Here is a 20640-nt window from a genome sequence, read left to right as displayed (position 1 = left end):
AACACTGCCTGTGCACGATGCCCCCGCAATGCCCGCCAGGCCTTGCCCTGCCGGGCACAACACCTTAACCACCGGCAACCCATACGGGTTCACAATGCACAGGCGGCGCACCCCGTGTATCATTCGCGCCCATCTTTCCATCCGAATCAAAGGATATTAAGCCTGATGTCCAGCTACCTCTTCACCTCCGAGTCGGTCTCTGAAGGCCATCCGGACAAGGTTGCCGACCAGATCTCCGATGCGGTGCTGGACGCGATCCTGACCCAGGACCAGCGCGCCCGTGTGGCCTGCGAGACCATGGTCAAGACCGGCGTTGCCATCGTTGCCGGCGAGATCACCACCAGCGCCTGGATCGACCTGGAAGCGCTGACCCGCAAGGTCATCGTGGACATCGGCTATGACAGCTCCGAAGTCGGCTTCGACGGCGCCACCTGCGGCGTGCTGAACCTGATCGGCAAGCAGTCCCCGCACATCGCCCAGGGCGTTGACCGCAAGAAGCCGGAAGAAATGGGCGCTGGCGACCAGGGCCTGATGTTCGGCTATGCCACCAACGAAACCGACAGCTACATGCCGGCGGCGATCCACCTGTCGCACCGCCTGGTCGAGCAGCAGGCCAAGATCCGCAAGAAGCGCAACTCGCCGCTGTCGTGGCTGCGTCCGGACGCCAAGAGCCAGGTCACCCTGCGCTATGAAAACGGCGTGGTTTCGGCCATCGACGCCGTGGTCCTGTCGACCCAGCACGCCCCGGGCATCAAGCAGAAGGACCTCATCGAGGCCGTCCGCGAAGAAATCATCAAGCCGGTGCTGCCGGCCAAGTGGCTGCACAAGGGCACCAAGTTCCACATCAACCCGACCGGCAAGTTCGAGATCGGCGGCCCGGTGGGCGACTGCGGCCTGACCGGCCGCAAGATCATCGTCGACACCTACGGCGGCTGGGCCCGTCACGGTGGTGGCGCGTTCTCCGGCAAGGATCCGTCCAAGGTCGACCGTTCGGCCGCCTACGCTGCCCGCTACGTCGCCAAGAACGTCGTGGCCGCCGGCCTGGCCGACCGTTGCGAAGTGCAGGTCTCCTACGCCATCGGCGTGGCTGAGCCGACCTCGATCTCGGTCACCACCTTCGGCACCGGCAAGATCAGCGACGACAAGATCGAGAAGCTGATCCGCAAGCACTTCGACCTGCGCCCGTACGGCATCATCAAGATGCTGGACCTGATCCACCCGATGTACCAGCAGACCGCGGCCTATGGTCACTTCGGCCGCAAGCCGAAGGAGTTCAGCTACATCAACGGCGAAGGCGAGACCGTCAACGCCACGGCCTTCTCCTGGGAGAAGACCGATCGCGCCGCCGCCCTGCGCGCCGATGCGAAGCTGAAATAAGAAACACGAAGGGCCGCGCAAGCGGCCCTTCTGCTTTCGGTAGTGCCGGCCGCTGGCCGGCAACCATGCATCGGTTTGCGCACATCATGAGGGTGCCGGCCGCTGGCCGGCAGATGGTAGTGCCGGCGGTTGCCGATACAATCGCCCCATGTCGACCGAACTCAAATCCCACCAGCTGTCCATGACCGTGCTGATGTCGCCGGAAATGGCCAATTTCTCCGGCAAGGTCCACGGTGGCGCGATCCTGCGCCTGCTCGACCAGGTCGCCTATGCCTGCGCCAGCCGCTATGCCGGCCGCTACGTGGTCACCCTGTCGGTGGACCAGGTGGTGTTCCGCCAGCCGATCGCGGTCGGCGAACTGGTCACCTTCCTGGCCTCGGTGAACTACACCGGTACCTCGTCGATGGAAATCGGCGTCAAGGTCGTGGCCGAGGACATCCTCAAGCGCAGCGTGCGCCACGCCAACAGCTGCTTTTTCACCATGGTGGCGGTGGACGAGGAAGGCCGGCCGACGCCCGTTCCATCGCTGCAGCCGGCCAGTTCGGACGAAAAGCGCCGCCAGGCCGCGGCGCTGATCCGCCGCCAGCTGCGGCAGGAAATGGAACAACGGCATCTGGAACTGCTGGCGTCCAATCCTCCGTCGCCGGAAGAGTGATCGCGGGCCGACCGGGCTCGGCACCTGGCAGACCGGTAGTGCCGGCCGCTGGCCGGCAACCTCCTCGCCGCTACTCGTCCATCTCAGGTAGATAGGGCGAAAGGAACGGCTCGATGTTCAACAATGGATCGGCCTCCGCCAGTGCAGCCTCTGCATCCACGGACGACACCACGTACATGTAGTAGTCGTATCCGAAGTGCACTTCGGCGCTATCGCTCACCAACTTGCACCAGATGACGTTGCGCAGAACGTCACGCACCACCCGCTCGATCCCGTACAAATCCAGCGACTGGCCCTCGTGGTAGCCGCGTGAATCACGCCGTTCAAGCGACTGGATGCGTAGTGACTCGACACCTATGCCGATGCAGAAACGCCTGATCGCATCCAGATAGGCATCCTCGACAACGAGGTAATCCTCGATGCTCACGCGCTTGCCGACATCGCTGAAGTCAGTCCACTCTTCGGTCGGTGACCCCAGGTAGCCTTCGGGCGTCCGCTGCCAGTATTTGGTGATACGCCAAGAATGCTTCATGGGGCGGGAGGATACCGGAAGGTGCCGGGGCAGCCGTGCATCGGGCATGCATGGGAGTGCCGGCCGCTGGCCGGCAACCTCGCAGCAGGCAAGCCCATGCAGTTGCCGGCCAGCGGCCGGCACTACTCCTCTCGCATCACCCCGTGTTCTGCACGCCCTGCGAAACACCATTCACGCAGGCCACCAGCGCACGCAGCAGGTCGTCGTCCTCGCGTCCGCTTTCGCGCCAGCGCTGCAGCAGGTCCACCTGCAGCACGCTGATCGGGTCCACATAGGGATTGCGCAGGCGGATCGACAGCGCCAGCCGCGCGTCGTGGTCCAGCAGGGTCTGCTGCTCCATCAGCGCCAGCAGCCAGTGCCGGGTCAGCTCCAGTTCGCGCTCGACCTGCGGGAAGAACGCATCGTGCAGCTCGCCGGACAGGCGCGAGAACTGTTCGGCGATGGTGATATCGCCCTTGGACAGCACCATCGCGATGTCATCCAGGAAGGTGCGGAAGAACGGCCAGTCCCGCGCCATTTCGCGCAGCGTGGCTTCATGGCCGGCGTCCACCGCCGCCTGCAGGCCGCTGCCGACCCCATACCAGCCCGGAATCACCGCGCGCGCCTGGCTCCAGGCAAACACCCACGGAATCGCACGCAGGTTGGTCAAGGCCGCATCCTGGCCGAGCCGGCGCGACGGCCGCGACCCCAGCGTCATCCGTTCGATCACATCGATCGGCGTGGCAGTACGGAAATAGTCCATGAAGCGTGGCTGGCCGACGAACGCCCGATAGACCTCGCTGCTGGAACCGGCGACCACGTCCATCACCGGCCGCCAATCGTCCTCGCGCGGCTCGGCGGCTCGCGGGCGCAGGCTGGCGCGCAGCACCGCACCGGTGGCCTGCTCCAGCGAACGCAGCGCCAGCGCGCGGATGCCGTACTTGCGGTGGATCACCTCGCCCTGTTCGGTCACCCGCAGGCGGCCATCGATGCTGCCGCGTGGCGAGGCATCGACCGCGTGCGTGGTCTTGCCACCACCGCGGCTGATCGAGCCACCGCGGCCATGGAAGAAGGTCAGGCGCAGGCCCGCTTCGGCGGCCACCTCCAGCAGTTCCACCTGTGCGCGCTGCAGGCCCCAGCGTGATGCGGCAATGCCACCATCCTTGCTGCTGTCCGAATAGCCGAGCATCACCATCTGCACGTCCTCGCGTGCACGCAGGTGCGCGCGGTACACCGGATCGGCCAGCAGATCGCGCAGCGTCGCGGTGCCGCGCTTGAGGTCGTCCACGGTTTCGAACAGCGGCGCGATATCCAGCGGCACGTAGCCGGCGTCATCGACCAGGCCGCCACGACGCGCCAGGGCCAGCACCGCCAGCACATCGCCACGGTCGTGCGCCATCGAGATGATGTAGCTGCCCAGCGCGTCGCCACCATGCCGCGCACGTGCATCGGCCAATGCAACGAACACCGCATCCAAGCGCTGGTTGCCTTCATCATTGCCAACGGGCAAGGGTGTCTCGCCACTGGCATGCGGTGCCAGCAGGCGTGCGCGACCCGCTGCATCCAATGCGTCCCATGCCGCATCGCCACCCAGCACTGCCGCCAGCGCGCGCGCATGCACGCTCGATTCCTGGCGCACATCCAGCCGCGCCAGATGGAAGCCGAAGGTCTTCACCCGCCACAACAGGCGCTGCACCGCGAAGCCGCCGGCATGTTCGCCCCGGTTCGCGCGCAGGCTGTCGAGGATCAGCTGCAGGTCGTCGATCAGCTCGTCCGGACCGGCATAGGCGCCATCGGCATCATCCAGCGTGGCCTGCAGGCGTGCGCGCATGCGGTCGTTGAGCAACCGGTACGGCATGTCGGCATGGCGTGGCCGCGACTGCACCTGCGGCAGCAACTGCTGGTAATGCGCGACACGCGCCTGCAGTGCATCGCTCACTCCCACCCGTTCGGTGGATTGGCTGAGCAGGCTGGCCAGCTGCAGCAGTTCCTTCTGGTAACGGCCCAGTACGGCAACGCGCTGTGCATCCAGCGTATTGCGGATGGTGTGCGCATCCACATTGGGATTGCCGTCCATGTCGCCGCCTACCCACGTGCCGAAACGCAGCAGGCGTGGCAGCGGCAGTTCCTCGCCATAGGTATCGCGCAGCGCCTGCTGCAGCGATTCGTACAGCACCGGGATCACCCGGTACAGCACCTGCACCAGATAGAAGCCAACGTGTTCGCGTTCGTCGTCCACGGTCGGGCGCACCGGCGAGGAATCGGTGGTCTGCCACGAGGCGGTCAATGCCATGCGGAAGCGCGCGGCATCGGCGGCGGCTTCGCCGGGGGTGCGTTGACCGTCGAGGTTGTCGACCAGGCTCGCCACCATCAGCTGCTCTTTCTCCAGCAGCGCGCGGCGCACCGCTTCGGTCGGGTGCGCGGTGAACACCGGCTCGATATCGATGTGTGGCAGCCATTGCGCCAGTTCGTCCAGGCCGACGCCCTGTGCCTTCAGGTGCTGCAGGGCGTCCTGCAGACCGTCGGGTTGCGGTGCGGCGGAAACGGCGCGCTGGTAGTCGCGACGACGGCGGATGCGATGCACGCGCTCGGCGATGTTGACCACCTGGAAGTAGGTGCTGAACGCACGCACCATGGTCTCGGCCTGCTGCGGCGCACGCCCGGCCAGGCCTTCGGCCAGTTCGGACAGCGGTGCCTGGTTCTCGCGGCGGGCGATGGCACGCGTACGCACGTCCTCGACGTCATCGAGGAAGGCGGCCGACACCTGCTCGACCAGCAGGTCGCCGACCAGTGCACCGAGACGGCGCACATCGTCACGCAGGGGAAGATCGGGGGAAGCAAACTCGATACTGCTGCGGTACTCGTTCATCGGCGACGCACAGGCCTCGGTCAACGGATCCAGACCCCAAGCCTAAACCAGATTGCGTGCCATGCTGCGATGCAGAAATGGTTTCATCTGGTAGTGCCGGCCGCTGGCCGGCAACCTCACGTTGCGCAGGTCCATGAGGTTGCCGGCCAGCGGCCGGCACTACCAGCACTGGTCAGCGCGTCTTCTTGGCCTTGCCCTGCTGCACCGGACCCAGGGTCTGCTCCAGCCAGCGCTCGCTTTCGGCCAGCATGGTCATGATCGATTCGCGTGCGCGGTAGGCATGCGATTCGTTCGGCAGCATCACCAGGCGGGCGGTGCCGCCCAAGCCCTTCACCGCAGCGAACATGCGTTCACTCTGCAACGGGAACGTGCCCGAATTGTTGTCGTCCACGCCATGGATGAAGAGGATCGGATCCTTGATCCTGTCGGCGTAGTTGAACGGCGCCATCTTCTGGTACACGTCCTGGGCCTGCCAGTAGTTGCGCTCTTCGGCCTGGAAGCCGAACGGGGTCAGCGTGCGGTTGTAGGCGCCGCTGCGCGCGATGCCGGCCTTGAACAGGCGGGTGTGCGCGAGCAGGTTGGCGGTCATGAATGCACCGTAGGAATGGCCACCAATGGCGATGTGCTCGCGGTCGGTAACACCACGCCGCACCACCTCGTCCACCGCTGCCTGCGCATTGGCCACCAGCTGTTCGATGTAGGTGTCGTTGGGTTCCTTGTCACCTTCGCCGATGATCGGCATCGACGGGCTGGCCAACACCACATAACCCTTGGCCAGGAACGCCTGCGGGCCCCAGTAGCTGATCGCGTTGAAGCGGTACGGCGAATCGGTCACCTGGCTGGCGGCCGCTGCGCTCTTGAACTCACCCGGGTAGGCCCACATCAGCAGCGGCCGCGGGCCATCGCGCTTGGGGTCGTAGCCGGGCGGCAGCAGCAGGGTCGCGGTCAGGTCGACGCCGTCCTTGCGCTTGTAGCGGATCTGCTCCTTCTGCACGCCCTTCAGCTGCGGCAGCGGATGGGCGAAATGGGTCAGCGCACGCGGTGCGGCGTTGGTGTCGGCCAGCGACTGCACGTAGAAGTTGGTCGGTTCATCCGGGCTCTCGCGGCTGATCAGCAGCGAGCTGGCCTGCGCATCCAGCAGCGTTACCGGCGCGGCGTAGGTCGGTGCCTGCGAATGGAACAGGCGGGTTGCCTTGCCGCTGGCCACATCGAAGCGATCAACGAACGGACGGTCGCCTTCCGGCGATGCACCGGCACCGGCCAGGTACAGGCTGCCGCCATCAGCGGTGGTCTGCAGCAGCGAGCGGCCCCGGTCATCGCTGGCCATCAGCGGGCGGCCCGGATCGGCGTAGCGGTCCTGCGCGTCGCGATCCCACAGCAACTTGGCATCGGCGCTGGCGTTGTCCGGTGCGATCAGCCAGGTCTTGCTGCGGCGGGTCTTCCACCACGATTCGTTGAGCAGGGCCAGGTCGCCGCGGCCCCAGCTGATGCCGGCATAGCGGCTGCCGAGCTGGGCCAGGGTCACCGGCGGCGTGTCGAACGGTGCGGCCTGCATGAACACCGCATCGCGCACCTTGGCTTCCCGGTTCGGGTCGCCACCATCCTGCGCTTCGGCCCAGACCAGGGTGGCATCGGCATCGCCGCGCCAGCTGATGTCACGCACGCCGGTCACTTCGGCATCGTTGCCGGTCGGCAGGCCTTCCACCAGCGGCCGTACGGCCACGGTATGCACCAGCTTGCCGGTGCTGCGGTCGAGCACTTCGATGCGGCGCGGGAAGCTGCTCAGCGGCACCACGTAGGAGTACGGACGCTGCACCGGCTGGCTGAGCACGAAGCGGCCATCGGGCGACACCGCAAAGCCCATGAAGATTCCGGCTGCACCGATGGCACGGCTCTGCCCATCCAGGCTGACCTCCACCGGCTGGGTGGTGGCGTAGTAATCGAACTGACGGGCGTCGGCCTCGTTCTTCAGCAGATCCTGGTAGGTGCGGATCGACACCACGCCGCCGCCCTGGCTGGTCTGCTGCACGGCCGGGCCGGTCGGGATGCCATCGGCAGCCGGCGCGGCGCCAAGGTTGGCCGGGCGCGTGAACACCACCAGGCCTCGGCTGTCCGGCAACCACTGGTAGCCAGTGCCCAGAACGGTGTTCAGGCCCGCGACCAGACGACGGGCGCTGCCGCCGGCCACGTCCACCAGCCACAGCTCATTGGCACCGGTAGCGGCATCGACCTGGTTGAAGGCCAGCCACTTCTGGTCCGGCGACCACGTCAGGCTGGCGATCGACAACGAGGCCGGCAACCCGCTGATCTGCCGCTCCTTGCCGTCGGCCACATTCATCAACCACAGCTTCTGGCCGAAGCTGAAGCGGCTGTCAGAGAAGGTTTTCGGATTGATGCGCAGGCCCGCCAGTTTCAGCTCCGGCTGCGCCACCACCTGGATCGACGGCAGCGACGGCATCTGCATCAGCGCGGCCACATCCCGGCGCGGCGACAGGAACAGCGACGGCGCCCGCGGCGCGTCGACCACGGCCTGCAGTGCGGCCGAGGGCAGCTCGTAGCCGGCCACGCCCTGCGCCTGCGCCGCGGCCGCCTGCGGTGCGGCAGCCCAGGCCTGCGGGACCACCGCCAGCAGGGCCATCGACAGGACCAGGCCAGTCAGGCGCCGGTTGCGGCGTGCGTGCATGCTCATCATTGTTCCACCTGTTCGCTGCGTGAAGCCCTCGACCTTAACAGGCCATGCACATCCGCCCATCTGCCGATGGTTGGGTCATCGCTGTGTCACAGCGGAGGCGCGATATAATGGGCATCCTCCCCTGCCGAGGGGCGCTGCGACCGGATCCTCTGAGACCGGCCAGGCTCGGCCAGGTGGCTTTGCAACAACGGCGCCCGGCCAGATGCGAGCATCCGCTCGCCCACAACCGGAGCTACTGCATGAATGCTGTTGCCAAGACCTTCTCCACCGAAGGCGACTACAAGATCCGCGACATCACCCTGGCCGACTGGGGCCGCAAGGAACTGGACATCGCCGAGCACGAGATGCCGGGCCTGATGTCCATCCGCCGCAAGTACCAGGCCGAGCTGCCGCTGAAGGGCGTGCGCGTGACCGGCTCGCTGCACATGACCATCCAGACCGCGGTGCTGATCGAGACCCTGAAGGACATCGGCGCCGACGTGCGCTGGGCTTCGTGCAACATCTTCTCGACCCAGGACCACGCCGCTGCGGCGATCGCCGCCACCGGCACCCCCGTGTTCGCCTGGAAGGGCGAGTCGCTGGAAGAGTACTGGGACTGCACCCTGGACGCGCTGACCTTCACCCTGCCCGACGGCACCCTGACCGGCCCGGAGCTGGTGGTCGACGACGGCGGTGACGTGACCCTGCTGATCCACAAGGGCTACGAGCTGGAAAACGGCAGCACCTGGGTCGACGAAAAGGCCGCTTCGCACGAAGAGCAGGTCATCAAGAACCTGCTCAAGCGCGTGGCCAAGGAGCGCCCGGGTTACTGGGGCCGCGTGGTCAAGGACTGGAAGGGCGTTTCGGAAGAAACCACCACCGGCGTGCACCGCCTGTACCAGCTGGCGCAGGCCGGCACCCTGCTGATCCCGGCAATCAACGTCAACGACTCGGTCACCAAGAGCAAGTTCGACAACCTGTACGGCTGCCGCGAGTCGCTGGCCGACGGCCTCAAGCGCGCGATGGACGTGATGCTGGCCGGCAAGGTCGCCGTGGTCTGCGGCTACGGTGACGTCGGCAAGGGCTGCGCCGCGTCGCTGCGTGCCTACGGCGCGCGCGTGGTGGTCACCGAGATCGACCCGATCTGCGCCCTGCAGGCTGCGATGGAAGGCTTCGAGGTCAACACCATCGAATCCACCCTGGGCCGTGCCGACCTGTACGTCACCACCACCGGCAACAAGGACATCATCCGCATCGAGCACCTGAGCGCGATGAAGGACCAGGCCATCGTCTGCAACATCGGCCACTTCGACAACGAGATCCAGGTCGATGCGCTGGTCGCCTTCCCGGGCGTGAAGCACGTCAACATCAAGCCGCAGGTGGACAAGTACATCTTCCCCAACGGCAATGCGATCTTCCTGCTGGCCGAAGGCCGCCTGGTCAACCTGGGCTGCGCCACCGGCCACCCGAGCTTCGTGATGTCCAACTCGTTCGCCAACCAGACCTTGGCCCAGATCGACCTGTGGGCCAACAAGGGCACCTACGAGAACAAGGTGTACCTGCTGCCGAAGAAGCTGGACGAAGAAGTGGCCCGCCTGCACCTGGAAAAGATCGGCGTGAAGCTGACCACCCTGAGCCAGGAACAGGCCGACTACATCGGCGTGCCGGTGGAAGGTCCGTTCAAGCCGGATCATTACCGCTACTGATGCCTGCGCGGGGTCGGATCCCTTTCCGCAGGAAAGGGCTCTGACCCCAGCAACGGATGCACACGGACGGGCGCCTTCGGGCGCCCGTTCTGCGTTGGCGTTCGGTCATGCGCCCTGCATCCATCCGACACAAAGGTGCTGTAGATCCACGCCACGCGTGGATGCTGTTCATTGGCCACACGCAGTAGTCTCAGTCAAGGCAATGCCCGCGCGCAGCGCTACGATGTATCCATGACCCCGGCCATCAACCTGCTCAAGCGCGAGAAGATCGCCCATACCGTGCACAGCTACGTGCACGACGCCCATGCCGAATCCTATGGCGGCGAAGCCGTCGAAAAGCTGGGCCTGGACCCGGCACAGGTATTCAAGACCCTGCTGGCCAACACCGAAACACACGAACTGCTGGTAGCGATCGTACCGGTGGCCGGCCAGCTCGACCTGAAAGCACTGGCCGAGGCGGCCGGCTGCAAGAAGTGCGAGATGGCCGCCGTCGATGCCGCGCAGCGCGCAACCGGCTATCTGGTCGGCGGCATCAGCCCGCTTGGGCAGAAGAAGCGCCTGCGCAGTTTTCTCGACGCCAGCGCGCAGGCACTGCCCACCCTGCACGTCAGCGCGGGACGGCGTGGCCTGGAAGTGGAGCTGGCACCGGCCGACCTGCTGCACCTGACCGGCGGCCACTACGCCGCGATCGGCAGGCCCCGTTGATGCGCTGGCCATGGTCCACATCGCCGCCGCCGCGGCTGGACGATCCGCAGGCCGATGTGCTGCTGCAGGATCTGCTGTCGCGCGATGCCAGTCGTATCCATGCAGCCAGCAGCCGCCTGGCACGGTTGTTCAGCGCCACGACGCTGGATGCGCTGGCGCCGCAGACGGAGCGGATCGAGCAGGCCTGCGAAGGCGTGCAGCTTGGCGGTGCGCTGGTCAGCAACAGTGTGCACCTGCAGGCCGCACTGCGCCGCCTGAGCTATTGGCGTGAACGCACCGGCTGCTTGTGCGCGCTGTATCCGGATTATCTGTTCTTCGACCCACGCCGTCTGATCGAACAGGGTCATGTGCGCTTGCTGGAACTCGGCGTAGCCGATGACGGCTGGGGCGACCGGCATCGTGTGGCCTGCACCTGCTGCGGCCAGCACTGGGATGCCATCGATCGCGAGTACCACTACCCGTGGTGGGAGTGGACACCGATGGCGGGGACTTCGGCCGGCTAATCGCTCGCAAACGTGGCTGTGGCAGGCACCATGCTCATACGTGGGGTGCTGGAGGTCCCTCCCTCCCGCTTCCATCGCCATCCCAGCGCGGCCTTCACTGCCGCTTCGTCGAGCAGCGGATGACCGCTGGCCCCCGCAACGATGACTGCTTCGGTGTGCCCCTGGTCATTCAACAGCACGCTCATGCTCACTTTGCCCTGCAGGTTGTCAGCGCGTGCAGCCGCCGGATAGCTCGGCATGGACGGGCGGTCAAGACGCCAGCCAGCGGCATCCTGGACAACCTGCGACGTGCGTGCGGAGAGCGCGCAGCGCGAAGGCATCTGCAGTTCGAAGCCCGATGTTCCCTGCGTCGGCTGGGCGTTTGCCGGTTTGCCACATGCGATGAGGGAGATCGCCTCCAGCATGCGTTGCTGGCGTTGCAGTGCTGCTGCATCGCTCCCGTTTGCGCGGAACGTACAGCGCCCTCCGATACTGGATGCCTGCAACTGGTCGACACTGGCATCACGGACCGCCGCCGGCTCGGACAAGCTTCCGCAGGACGCGTCGGCGTCGTATCCCGCCGAGCAACCACCAGCGGCAAGCAGCACGGTCCCCAGCACAGCGCCCCGTGGGTTCATGCGTCCCATCATCATTCTTCACCTCCTGCGCCAATCTGCCGCCATCGTAGCGTGTTGTTGCGCGGCCATTTCACAGCGTCCCGATCATGGGCGCCAGTTGGCGTTGTTCTCCCAGAACGCCACGGCACGCTGGTACGCCGCACGGTCCAGCGGCACACCGGAGCCGCCCTCCTCCACGCCCAGCGCATTGCGCATCATGGTGATCGGCGCCATCGGCACTTCTTCCGGTTCGGCGGTATAGATGCAGCCGACGATGCCCCAATCCGCCTCGATGGGTGAATCCTCCTTGGCCAGCTGCTCGGCGCTGTACAGGATCACCACCAGGTAATTGGCCCGTGGCGATTCCACGCCCTCGAACCAGCGCACCAGCACCGGCAGTTCCTCACGGTTGCGCGCCTCGTAGCCACTGCGCAGCTGGTGCCGGTTGGCGTCGGTGATCGGCACGGTCAGGCAGCGCGTGCTGGTCCAGTTCTCATAGACGAACAGCTTGCAGAACGGCGCATAGCCATCGAGCACCTTCAGCGGCGGGTGCGCGTTGAGATGCGCCTGGAACTGCTCGGCGCTGCAGTCCTGGATGGTGTTGCCGCGCGGTACGCGCGGGAACAGGCGGGGGCGGGCGAAATCGGTGAGGACGATGGACATGGCGCGGTGTGATCGAAGAATCCGCTGCACAGGGTAACCGCCCCCGGCGGTGCAGGGGGAGCAGGCCGAGAGTCACTGGCATCCGAACCGGACTTGCCCCACCCTGCCTTCGACCTACCGTAGGGATTGCAGGCTCATGGATGCAGCACGCGCGTTGTCCCCTTCCCCTCGATCACACCAACGGCCTCTGCTGAAGGCAGTAGCGGCTGTGCTTCTCGCTCCGTCCCTGCTGTTCGCTGCCGCCCTGATCTGGCCGTTGCCAGCGCCGCCACCGCCCGACGTCGGCAACAGCCGGGTGATCATCAACGCACGAGTGGTGGACGTGCAGAACGGCATCGCCAGCGCGCCCACCACGGTCACGGTGCGCGACGGCACCATCATCGCCATCGGCGATGGCCCTCACGATGCCACCCTGCACGTATTCGACGCCGGTGGCCGTTGGCTGCTGCCCGGCTTCTGGGACATGCACACCCACGCGCTGCAGCTGTCTCCGCAACTGCAGTTCCCGCTGATGCTGGCCAACGGCATCACCGGCACCCGCGACATGATGGACTGTCCGCAGCCGACCGATCCGCTGATCGCCTGTGTTGCCGACAAGCGACGCTGGAGCGCACAGGCCATCGCTGGCACGTTGACCGCGCCGCGCTTCGTGCAGGTGGCCAGCTTCTACTTCGAAGACCCTGCGCTGGCACCACAGGACGCCGTCCGTCGCGCGCGTGAGTACGCCGAGCGCGGCGTGGATGCACTGAAGGTCTACAACCGGCTGCGCCCGGATACCTACCAACGGCTGGCTGCCGAGGCGCGGCAACTGCATCGTCCGCTGGTGGGTCACCTGCCCAGGGCGGTGGCGCTGGAAGAGGCTCTGCAGGCCGGACAGCACAGCTTTGAACACGCGCATCTGTTCGTTCGCCACTGCGCCGGATCCGCAGCGGCATGGCGCAGCGGGGCGCTGGATGGAGAAGACCCGACAGCCCTGGCCGAGCGCATGGTGGACAGCTACGAGCCTGCAACGTGCAGCGCCGCCTTCGCACTGATGCAGGCCAGTGGCAGCGCGTTCGTGCCCACCCATGTCACCCGCGAGGAGGACGCCCGCGCGCGCGATCCGGGCTTCATCGATGACCCGCGGCTGGCGTACCTCGATCCGCTTTCGCGCTGGGCCTGGCGCGACGACCTGCAGGCCACGGTCACCCGCTACCCCGGCCAACGTGGAGAGCGCGCGCTGCAGGCCTATTTCAATCATGGCCTGGCACTGACCGGCGCTGCGCACCGCGCTGGCGTTCCGGTGCTGGTGGGCACCGACACCGGGCTTGGCGGCTTCCGCTATCACGATGAACTTCAACTGCTGCACCAGGCCGGACTCAGCCATGCCGACGCGCTGCGCGCAGCCACGTTGCACGCCGCACAGCACCTTCGCCTGCAGGCCCGACATGGCAGTGTCGAGGTCGGCAAAGCGGCCGACCTGGTGCTGCTGGACGGCAATCCTCTGCTGGACATCGGCAACAGCCGGCGCGTGCATGCAGTGCTGCTGGCCGGCCACCTCTACGACCGTCAAAGGCTGGATGCACTGCTGGCCTACTCCCGCGCGCAGGCACGCTCACCTGCGGTGATGGCGCGACTGCTGTGGGGATTCGTGACCAGCCCGGTCAGCGCGGAACTGTAGCGGCGTCTTGTTTTACATCCATCTCGATGGAGAGATATACTGCTTCACACCCGATGCCGCCGCCCGTGCCATGACCGCCATCAGCTTCGAGTTCTATCCGCCCAAGACCGATGAGCAGCGTAGCCAACTGGACCGTGCCGCGGCCAAGCTCAAGGAGTACGCACCCGAGTACGTGTCGTGCACGTTCGGCGCCGGTGGCTCGACCCTCAGCTACACCTCCGAGACCGTGCGCCATCTCAACCAGCACCACGGCTTCGAGGCGGCCCCGCATCTGTCCTGCGTGGGTGGCACCCGCCAGGAGATCCGCGAGCTGCTCAAGCTGTACCGTGCCATCGGCTGCCGGCGCCTGGTCGCGCTGCGCGGCGACCTGCCGTCGGGCATGGGCTTCCCCGGCGACATGCGCTACGCCTCCGAACTGATCGCCTTCATCCGCGCCGAACACGGCGATGCCTTCCGCATCGAAGTGGGCGCGTATCCGGAAACGCATCCGCAGGCGCAGGACGCACTGCTCGACCTGAAGCACTTCAAGGCCAAGATCGACGCCGGTGCCGATGCGGCCATCACCCAGTACTTCTTCAATCCCGATGCCTACTTCCACTTCGTCGACGAAGTGCAGCGGCTCGGCGTGCAGGTGCCGATCACCCCGGGCATCATGCCGATCTCCAACTTCAGCCAGCTGCGCCGCTTCTCCGAACAGTGCGGTGCGGAAATCCCGCGCTGGATCAGCCGCAAGATGCAGGCCTACGGTGACGACGCCGAATCGGTGCGCGCCTTCGGCGCCGAAGTGGTGGCCAAGCTGTGCCAGCGCCTGGTCGAAGGAGGCGCACCGGGCCTGCACTTCTATACCTTGAACCTGGCCAAGCCGACGGTCTCGGTACTGAAGCTGCTGCAGGGCTGAAAAGTACGCTGTGTTATCGCAATCGGCGCTACGCTGCGTCGATGAAGCTCGTCCTGTCCCTGTTGCTGGTTCTGTTGCTGCCCGGCGTCTGCGCCGTTGCGCAGGCGCAGTCCACGCGCTTGAACCGATGCACCGATCCGCAGGGGCAAAGTGTCTATACCGACCGCCCCTGCGATAGCCTGGGTGCGCAGTCCCGGCGCCCGCCACCAACGCCTTCCGGCAATACCCTGCAACGCGACAGCCTCGGCAGCAGCTGTCCACGTCGTTTGAGCGAACTGGTGCAGGCCTTGAACACCGCGGTCAGCATCGGTGATGTGAACCGGCTCTCTTCGCTGTACCTGTGGGGCGCGGTGTCCGATGCCGGCGCGCAGCGCATTCTTGGCCAGCTGGAATCGGTGGTGCGACGACCGCTGGTGGACGTGGTGCCGGTGTATCCGCGGCAGGATGTCGATGAGGGCGCGGGTCCTGGCGCGCAGGAATTGGAATCGGATACGGCACCTGCACCGACTGCAAGGCGCCCGGTCGGGTTGCGGTTGGAGCAGACCCTGCCGGGCAGCGCGACGCGAGCGGCGACGGTGCTTGGGCTGCGGCGGCAATACGGGTGTTTCTGGATTACGTTGTGAGCGGGTCTGCTGAACCGCCATCCACGCATGGCGTGGATCTACTGGTCGCTGCGTGACGTGGGTCTGCTCATCCACGCATGGCGTGGATCTACTTGCTTGCGACCCTGTGTATGGCGCTACGCCGGCCACAGTCCGCGGATGGCGGCGATACCCTGCCCGCCATGCCGGCGTGCCTCGACCACATGTTGCGGTGTCATGCCGCCGAGCGCGTAGATGGGCAGCGAGACCTGCGCGCGCATCGCGGCGAAGGCCTTCCACCCCAACGGCATTGCATCGGGATGGCTCGCAGTGGCCTGCACCGGCCCCAGCACGGCGAAGTCGCAGCCCAGCCGCTGTGCGGCCAGCAGCTGTTCAAGGTCATGGCAGGAGGCCGCCACCAGCTGCCCGGCCGGCAGCGGGCGTTCCTGCAGCGACTGCAGCTGCTCGCTGCCCAGGTGCACGCCAACCCCCAGGGTGCGCGCCAGTTCGATATCGCGGTTGAGCAGCCACTGCACACCGCGCCGATGTGCGCGTACGGCCTGCTCGATCACGCCCTGACGCTGCGGATGCTCGGCGGGCAAGCGCAGCTGGATGCGTTGCTGCCCCGAAGCCACGGCCTGCTGCAGCTGGCCGTGCCAACGCTGCAGGCCGCCCTCATCGACGTCCGGCGCAGGGGTGATCAGGTAGCAGTCCGGCTGGCGCAGTGCGGCCACCACCGGCAGGTCGGCCGGCGGCATTGAATAACGGGCCAGCTTGTCCGGCGTCACCCAAGTGATGGCCTGGCCCTCGCGTCCACGCGGGGCGCCCTTCCAACTGCGCACGTGGCGCACTTCCAGGGTCAGGTCCTTGTCCGGGTAGCGCTGCGGCACGTCCATGATCCACTCGCCCACCTCGGCCTCGATGCCCAGCTCCTCGTGCAGCTCGCGCACCAGCGCCTGTTCGGAGGTCTCACCGGGCTCGCGCTTGCCGCCCGGGAATTCCCAGAGGCCGGCCATGTCACGGCTTTCGGTGCGGCGGTTGAGCAGGATACGACCGCGGGCGTCAGTGATGACGGCGGCTACGACGTGGATCGATCGTTTCGGGGAAGGCATGGGGGGAGCATGCCGAAAAGCGGGGCACCGGCGCAATCGCCGGGCGCTTCAAGGCCCAGAACAGGAAAGCCCCGCTTTCGCGGGGCTCTCCGGGGGTCAGCTCAGCTGGCCGTGGCAGTGCTTGTACTTTTTGCCGCTGCCGCACGGGCACGGATCGTTGCGACCGATCTTGGGCTCGTCACGCTGCAGCTGCGCCACGCCCTGCTGGGCGGCCTCCACCTGCGCCGCCTCTTCGTCGGCACCGTAGCCGCCAGCGTCCTGGTGCTGGAACTGCGACTGGCTCAGGCGGGCCTCCACCTGCTGGCGCTCGGCTGCTTCCAGTGCCTGCACTTCCTCGTCGCTGCGGATGCGCACGCGGGCCAGCAAGGTCACCACTTCGCGCTTGACGTTCTCCAGCATGTCCGAGAACAGCTCGAAGGCTTCCTTCTTGTATTCCTGCTTCGGCTGCTTCTGCGCATAACCGCGCAGGTAGATGCCCTGGCGCAGGTAATCCATGCGCGCCAGGTGTTCCTTCCAGCTCTGGTCGAGCACGGTCAGCATCACGTGCTTCTCCAGTGCGCGCATGGTCTCTTCGCCCACACCCGCTTCCTTCTCGGCGAAGTGCTGGTTGATGCGTTCCTGCACCTTGGCGGTGATGCCTTCGGCGTCCAGTTCCTCGTGCGACTTGACCAGATCGGTCAGCGACATGTCCACGCCGAAGTCCGACTGCAGGGTAGCTTCCAGGCCACGCAGGTCCCACTGCTCGTCCACCGAGTTCGGCGGCACGAAGCGGGCGACGATGTCGAAGATCACGTCGTCGCGGATGCCATCGACGTTGTCCTTCACCGACTCGGCGTCCAGCAGTTCGTCGCGCTGGGCGTAGATCACCTTGCGCTGGTCGTTGTTGACGTCGTCAAAATCCAGCAGGTTCTTTCGGATGTCGAAGTTGTGGGCCTCGACCTTGCGCTGTGCCTTTTCAATCTGGCGGCTGACAAGGCGGTCCTCGATGACGTCGTCTTCCTTCATGCCCATCATGCGCATGGCCTTCTGCACCCAGTCGGAGGCGAAGATGCGCATCAGGTTGTCTTCCAGCGACAGGTAGAAACGGGACGAACCCGGATCACCCTGGCGGCCCGAACGGCCACGCAGCTGGTTGTCGATACGACGCGATTCGTGGCGCTCGGTGCCGACGATGTGCAGGCCGCCCGCAGCCTTGACCGCGTCATGGCGCTTCTGCCACTCGGCCTTGATCGCGGCCTTCTGCTCGTCGGTCGCGCCTTCGCCCAGCTCGTGGATTTCCGCTTCCAGCGAACCACCCAGCACGATGTCGGTACCGCGACCGGCCATGTTGGTGGCGATGGTCACGGCAGCCGGACGACCGGCGTTGGCAACGATGGTCGCTTCGCGGTCGTGCTGCTTGGCGTTGAGCACTTCGTGCTTCACACCCGCCTTGCGCAGGTGCTCGGACAGCATTTCCGAGGTTTCGATCGAGGTGGTACCCACCAGCACCGGCTGCCCACGCTTGGCGCACTCTTCGATGTCGGCCAGCACCGCATTGAACTTGCCCTTGCGGTTGAGGAACACCTGGTCCGGGCTGTCCTTGCGGATGGTCGGACGGTTGGTCGGGATCACCACCACTTCCAGGCCATAGATGCTCTGGAACTCGAATGCTTCGGTATCGGCCGTACCGGTCATGCCGGACAGCTTCTTGTACATGCGGAACAGGTTCTGGAAGGTGATGCTGGCCAGCGTCTGGTTCTCGCGCTGGACCGGCACGCCTTCCTTCGCTTCCACCGCCTGGTGCAGGCCATCGGACCAGCGACGGCCGGCCAGGGTACGGCCGGTGAATTCGTCGACGATGACCACTTCGCCATCGCGCACGATGTAGTCCACATCGCGCTGGTAGATGGCGTGCGCCCGCAGGGCGGCGTTGAGGTGGTGGACCACGGTCAGGTTCTGCGCCGCGTACAGGCCTTCGGTCTCGGCATCGAGGATGCCCGCTTCGACCAGCAGCTGTTCTGCGTGCTCCATGCCCGCTTCGGACAGGTGCACCTGCTTGCCCTTCTCATCGACCCAGAAGTCGCCTTCGCCGTCTTCCGCTTCCTGCTTGACCAGGTTCGGCACGATGCGGTTGACGCGGATGTACAGCTCCGGGGAATCGTCGGCCGGGCCGGAGATGATCAGCGGGGTACGCGCTTCGTCGATCAGGATCGAGTCGACTTCGTCGACGATGGCGTAGTGCAGGCCGCGCTGGTAGCGGTCAGCCTTGGACAGCGCCATGTTGTCGCGCAGGTAGTCGAAACCGAATTCGTTGTTGGTGCCGTAGGTGATGTCCGAACCATAGGCTTCGCGCTTGTCGCTGTGCGGCATGCCCGGGTAGACCACGCCCACGCTCAGGCCCAGCCAGTTGTACAGCTTGCCCATCTGCGCGGCATCGCGGCGGGCCAGGTAGTCGTTCACGGTGACCACGTGCACGCCCTTGCCTTCCAGCGCGTTGAGGTACACCGGCAGGGTCGCCACCAGGGTCTTGCCTTCACCGGTGCGCATTTCTGCGATCTTGCCCAGGTGAAGCACCATGCCGCCGATCAGCTGCACGTCGTAGTGGCGCATGCCCAGCACGCGGCGACCGGCCTCGCGGCAGACCGCGAACGCTTCCGGCAACACCTTGTCGAGGGCTTCACCTCCGGCGATGCGCTGCTTGAATTCCGGCGTCTTGGCCTGCAGCTGCTCGTCGGAAAGCTTCTCGATCTCCGGCTCCAGCGCATTGATCTTGGCGACGATGCGGTTGAGCTGGCGCAGCTGTCGTTCATTACGACTGCCAAATACGCGGGTAAGCAGGCTGTTGATCATTGAGGGAACCGGGTTGGATGGAAATGCCGCACGGCTCCGGGAAGGATCCGTCCGCCGCAAACGAATCAGGGCGCCTGGCGCCCTGTCGATGGCAACACCCATTGTAGCTTGGGATGGGCCGCTGGGGTTTCAACCCTGTGGCGGCATTGGCATCCGAACATTCCGGTAGTGCCGGCCGCTGGCCGGGTACGCGTCAGCGCATGCGCGCTGGCGCTCCCACGCTTCGCTGCGCGAACCGCGGGCCCCGCTTACCTGGTCTCCACACCCCCGCGACTACGGCGCTGCCCCCGTACTCCGGGGGCGGTAGTGCCGGCCGCCGGCCGGCACTCCAAAGCGGAATCAGCCGCGGGTGATGCGCCCGACCGGGGTATTGCCGCCATCGCCGAGGAACTTGCGCGGGTTGACCACGTTGCCGTTCTCCCACACCTCGAAGTGCACGTGGGCGCCGGTCGAACGACCGGTGGAACCGGCCTTGGCCACTTCCTGGCCGGCACGGACGAGGTCGCCGACCTTCACCACCAGGCGCGAATTGTGCGCGTAGCGGGTGACGTAGCCATTTCCGTGGTCCACATCGACCACGTTGCCGTAGCCGCCCTTGACCCCGGAGAAGCTGACCACGCCGTCGGCCACCGACATCACCGGGTCACCGACGCGGGCGTGGAAGTCCATGCCCTTGTGGGTGGCGGCACCGCGACCGAACGGGTCGGCACGGGTACCGAAGCCGGACGTGACGTAGCTGTTGCGGATCGGCATGCGCGAGGGCACGGCGTTCTGCTGCAGCTGGTGGTCGAACATCAGCGATTCCATCACCGACAACTGGCGGCCTGAAGCAGCGAAGCGCTGCTCCAGCACCTGTAAGTCGGCGTTGACGTCCTTCACCGGAATGTCGGCGGTCGGGCCGCCGGCATCGCCGTCACCGAGGCCGGGGGTCTCGTTGAAGTCGAATTCGCCGTCTTCCAGCTTGCCCATCTGGGTCAGTCGCTCGCCCAGGGCGTTCAGGCGGGTGGCCTGCGCCTGCAGCTCGCCGAGGCGGGCAGCCAGCGCGTTGACCTGGGTCTGCGCATCGCGCTGGACCTTGGCCAGCTCGGCCTCCTGGCGGTCGACCTTGGCCTGCAGGCGCGAGTCATTGAGCGCGCTGACGCCAATTCCACCGGCAAGGCCGATAATGCAACCTGCGCCGAGCACGCTGCCCAGCAGGGCTCGGGGGCGGTCCTCGAAGTAGAACCGCAAACGCGTGAGCGCCGATTTGGCCTGTCCTTCACGCGTTTTGATTACGATCTTTTTGAATGCCATCAGTGAGTTTT

The 20640-nt window shown here is 66.1% G+C and carries 16 protein-coding genes and 1 riboswitch; of the genes, 8 read left to right on the top strand and 8 right to left on the bottom strand.

Annotated features, from left to right (window positions below):
- Positions 1-165: 165 nt before the first annotated feature.
- Together metK and AC07UW_RS00460 are read left to right on the top strand one after the other, a co-directional pair.
- On the top strand, positions 166-1377 hold the full coding sequence (metK, locus tag AC07UW_RS00465; RefSeq protein ID WP_089238823.1) for a methionine adenosyltransferase: 1212 nt from the start codon (positions 166-168) through the stop codon (positions 1375-1377).
- Between the two features lie 148 nt (positions 1378-1525).
- Positions 1526-2032 carry an acyl-CoA thioesterase gene (locus tag AC07UW_RS00460; RefSeq protein ID WP_089238821.1) on the top strand — a complete coding sequence of 169 codons (507 nt, stop codon included), beginning with the start codon at positions 1526-1528 and terminating at the stop codon, positions 2030-2032.
- 70 nt (positions 2033-2102) lie between these two features.
- Here the strand turns inward: AC07UW_RS00460 and AC07UW_RS00455 are convergent, their stop codons facing one another.
- From AC07UW_RS00455 to AC07UW_RS00445, 3 genes are all read right to left on the bottom strand, one after another.
- Complete coding sequence (locus AC07UW_RS00455) at positions 2103-2564, bottom strand: hypothetical protein (RefSeq protein ID WP_080149995.1); 462 nt, start codon at positions 2562-2564, stop codon at positions 2103-2105.
- Positions 2565-2700: 136 nt separating this feature from the next.
- Positions 2701-5412, bottom strand: coding sequence for a phosphoenolpyruvate carboxylase (ppc, locus tag AC07UW_RS00450; protein WP_495211218.1), 2712 nt, complete (start codon positions 5410-5412; stop codon positions 2701-2703).
- Between the two features lie 172 nt (positions 5413-5584).
- Positions 5585-8101 carry a S9 family peptidase gene (locus tag AC07UW_RS00445; RefSeq protein ID WP_495211217.1) on the bottom strand — a complete coding sequence of 839 codons (2517 nt, stop codon included), beginning with the start codon at positions 8099-8101 and terminating at the stop codon, positions 5585-5587.
- A gap of 123 nt (positions 8102-8224) precedes the next feature.
- A riboswitch (S-adenosyl-L-homocysteine riboswitch) is annotated at positions 8225-8307 on the top strand.
- A 36-nt stretch (positions 8308-8343) separates the two neighbouring features.
- Here AC07UW_RS00445 and ahcY point away from each other — a divergent pair.
- The 3 genes from ahcY (at position 8344) to AC07UW_RS00430 (ending at position 10997) form a co-directional block, all read left to right on the top strand.
- Positions 8344-9789, top strand: coding sequence for an adenosylhomocysteinase (ahcY, locus tag AC07UW_RS00440; protein ID WP_025876541.1), 1446 nt, complete (start codon positions 8344-8346; stop codon positions 9787-9789).
- A 231-nt stretch (positions 9790-10020) separates the two neighbouring features.
- A complete protein-coding gene (ybaK, locus tag AC07UW_RS00435) occupies positions 10021-10494 on the top strand; it encodes a Cys-tRNA(Pro) deacylase (protein WP_100462958.1) in 474 nt (157 codons plus the stop codon).
- Complete coding sequence (locus AC07UW_RS00430; protein WP_495211216.1) at positions 10494-10997, top strand: hypothetical protein; 504 nt, start codon at positions 10494-10496, stop codon at positions 10995-10997. The genes ybaK and AC07UW_RS00430 overlap by 1 nt, the downstream gene beginning before the upstream one ends.
- Here the strand turns inward: AC07UW_RS00430 and AC07UW_RS00425 are convergent.
- Both AC07UW_RS00425 and AC07UW_RS00420 read right to left on the bottom strand, forming a co-directional pair.
- Positions 10994-11629: an energy transducer TonB gene (locus AC07UW_RS00425; protein ID WP_495211215.1), complete on the bottom strand. Its 636-nt coding sequence runs from the start codon at positions 11627-11629 to the stop codon at positions 10994-10996. The genes AC07UW_RS00430 and AC07UW_RS00425 overlap by 4 nt on opposite strands.
- Positions 11630-11698: 69 nt before the next feature.
- Positions 11699-12256: a DUF3228 family protein gene (locus tag AC07UW_RS00420; RefSeq protein ID WP_495211214.1), complete on the bottom strand. Its 558-nt coding sequence runs from the start codon at positions 12254-12256 to the stop codon at positions 11699-11701.
- Positions 12257-12392: 136 nt separating this feature from the next.
- On the opposite strand from AC07UW_RS00420, the gene AC07UW_RS00415 reads away from it, so the two are divergent.
- The 3 genes from AC07UW_RS00415 (at position 12393) to AC07UW_RS00405 (ending at position 15437) form a co-directional block, all read left to right on the top strand.
- Positions 12393-13916 (top strand): amidohydrolase family protein, encoded by a 1524-nt coding sequence (locus tag AC07UW_RS00415; RefSeq protein ID WP_495211213.1) that lies wholly within the window; start codon positions 12393-12395, stop codon positions 13914-13916.
- Positions 13917-13986: 70 nt separating this feature from the next.
- A complete protein-coding gene (metF, locus tag AC07UW_RS00410) occupies positions 13987-14814 on the top strand; it encodes a methylenetetrahydrofolate reductase [NAD(P)H] (protein WP_312107748.1) in 828 nt (275 codons plus the stop codon).
- 41 nt (positions 14815-14855) lie between these two features.
- Positions 14856-15437 carry a DUF4124 domain-containing protein gene (locus tag AC07UW_RS00405; protein WP_495211212.1) on the top strand — a complete coding sequence of 194 codons (582 nt, stop codon included), beginning with the start codon at positions 14856-14858 and terminating at the stop codon, positions 15435-15437.
- A 116-nt stretch (positions 15438-15553) separates the two neighbouring features.
- On the opposite strand, the gene AC07UW_RS00400 is transcribed toward AC07UW_RS00405, so the two are convergent.
- The 3 genes from AC07UW_RS00400 to AC07UW_RS00390 form a co-directional block, all read right to left on the bottom strand.
- Positions 15554-16507 (bottom strand): Nudix family hydrolase, encoded by a 954-nt coding sequence (locus AC07UW_RS00400; protein WP_495211211.1) that lies wholly within the window; start codon positions 16505-16507, stop codon positions 15554-15556.
- 96 nt (positions 16508-16603) lie between these two features.
- Positions 16604-19336 carry a preprotein translocase subunit SecA gene (gene secA / locus AC07UW_RS00395; RefSeq protein ID WP_025876568.1) on the bottom strand — a complete coding sequence of 911 codons (2733 nt, stop codon included), beginning with the start codon at positions 19334-19336 and terminating at the stop codon, positions 16604-16606.
- 339 nt (positions 19337-19675) lie between these two features.
- Positions 19676-20629, bottom strand: coding sequence for a M23 family metallopeptidase (locus AC07UW_RS00390; RefSeq protein WP_025876571.1), 954 nt, complete (start codon positions 20627-20629; stop codon positions 19676-19678).
- Between the last annotated feature and the right edge of the window lie 11 nt (positions 20630-20640).

The organism is Stenotrophomonas sp. GW821-FHT02D01 (assembly GCF_059421765.1).
The sequence above is the reverse complement of the archived record's forward strand: the minus strand, read 5'-3'. Positions and strand labels throughout refer to the sequence as shown.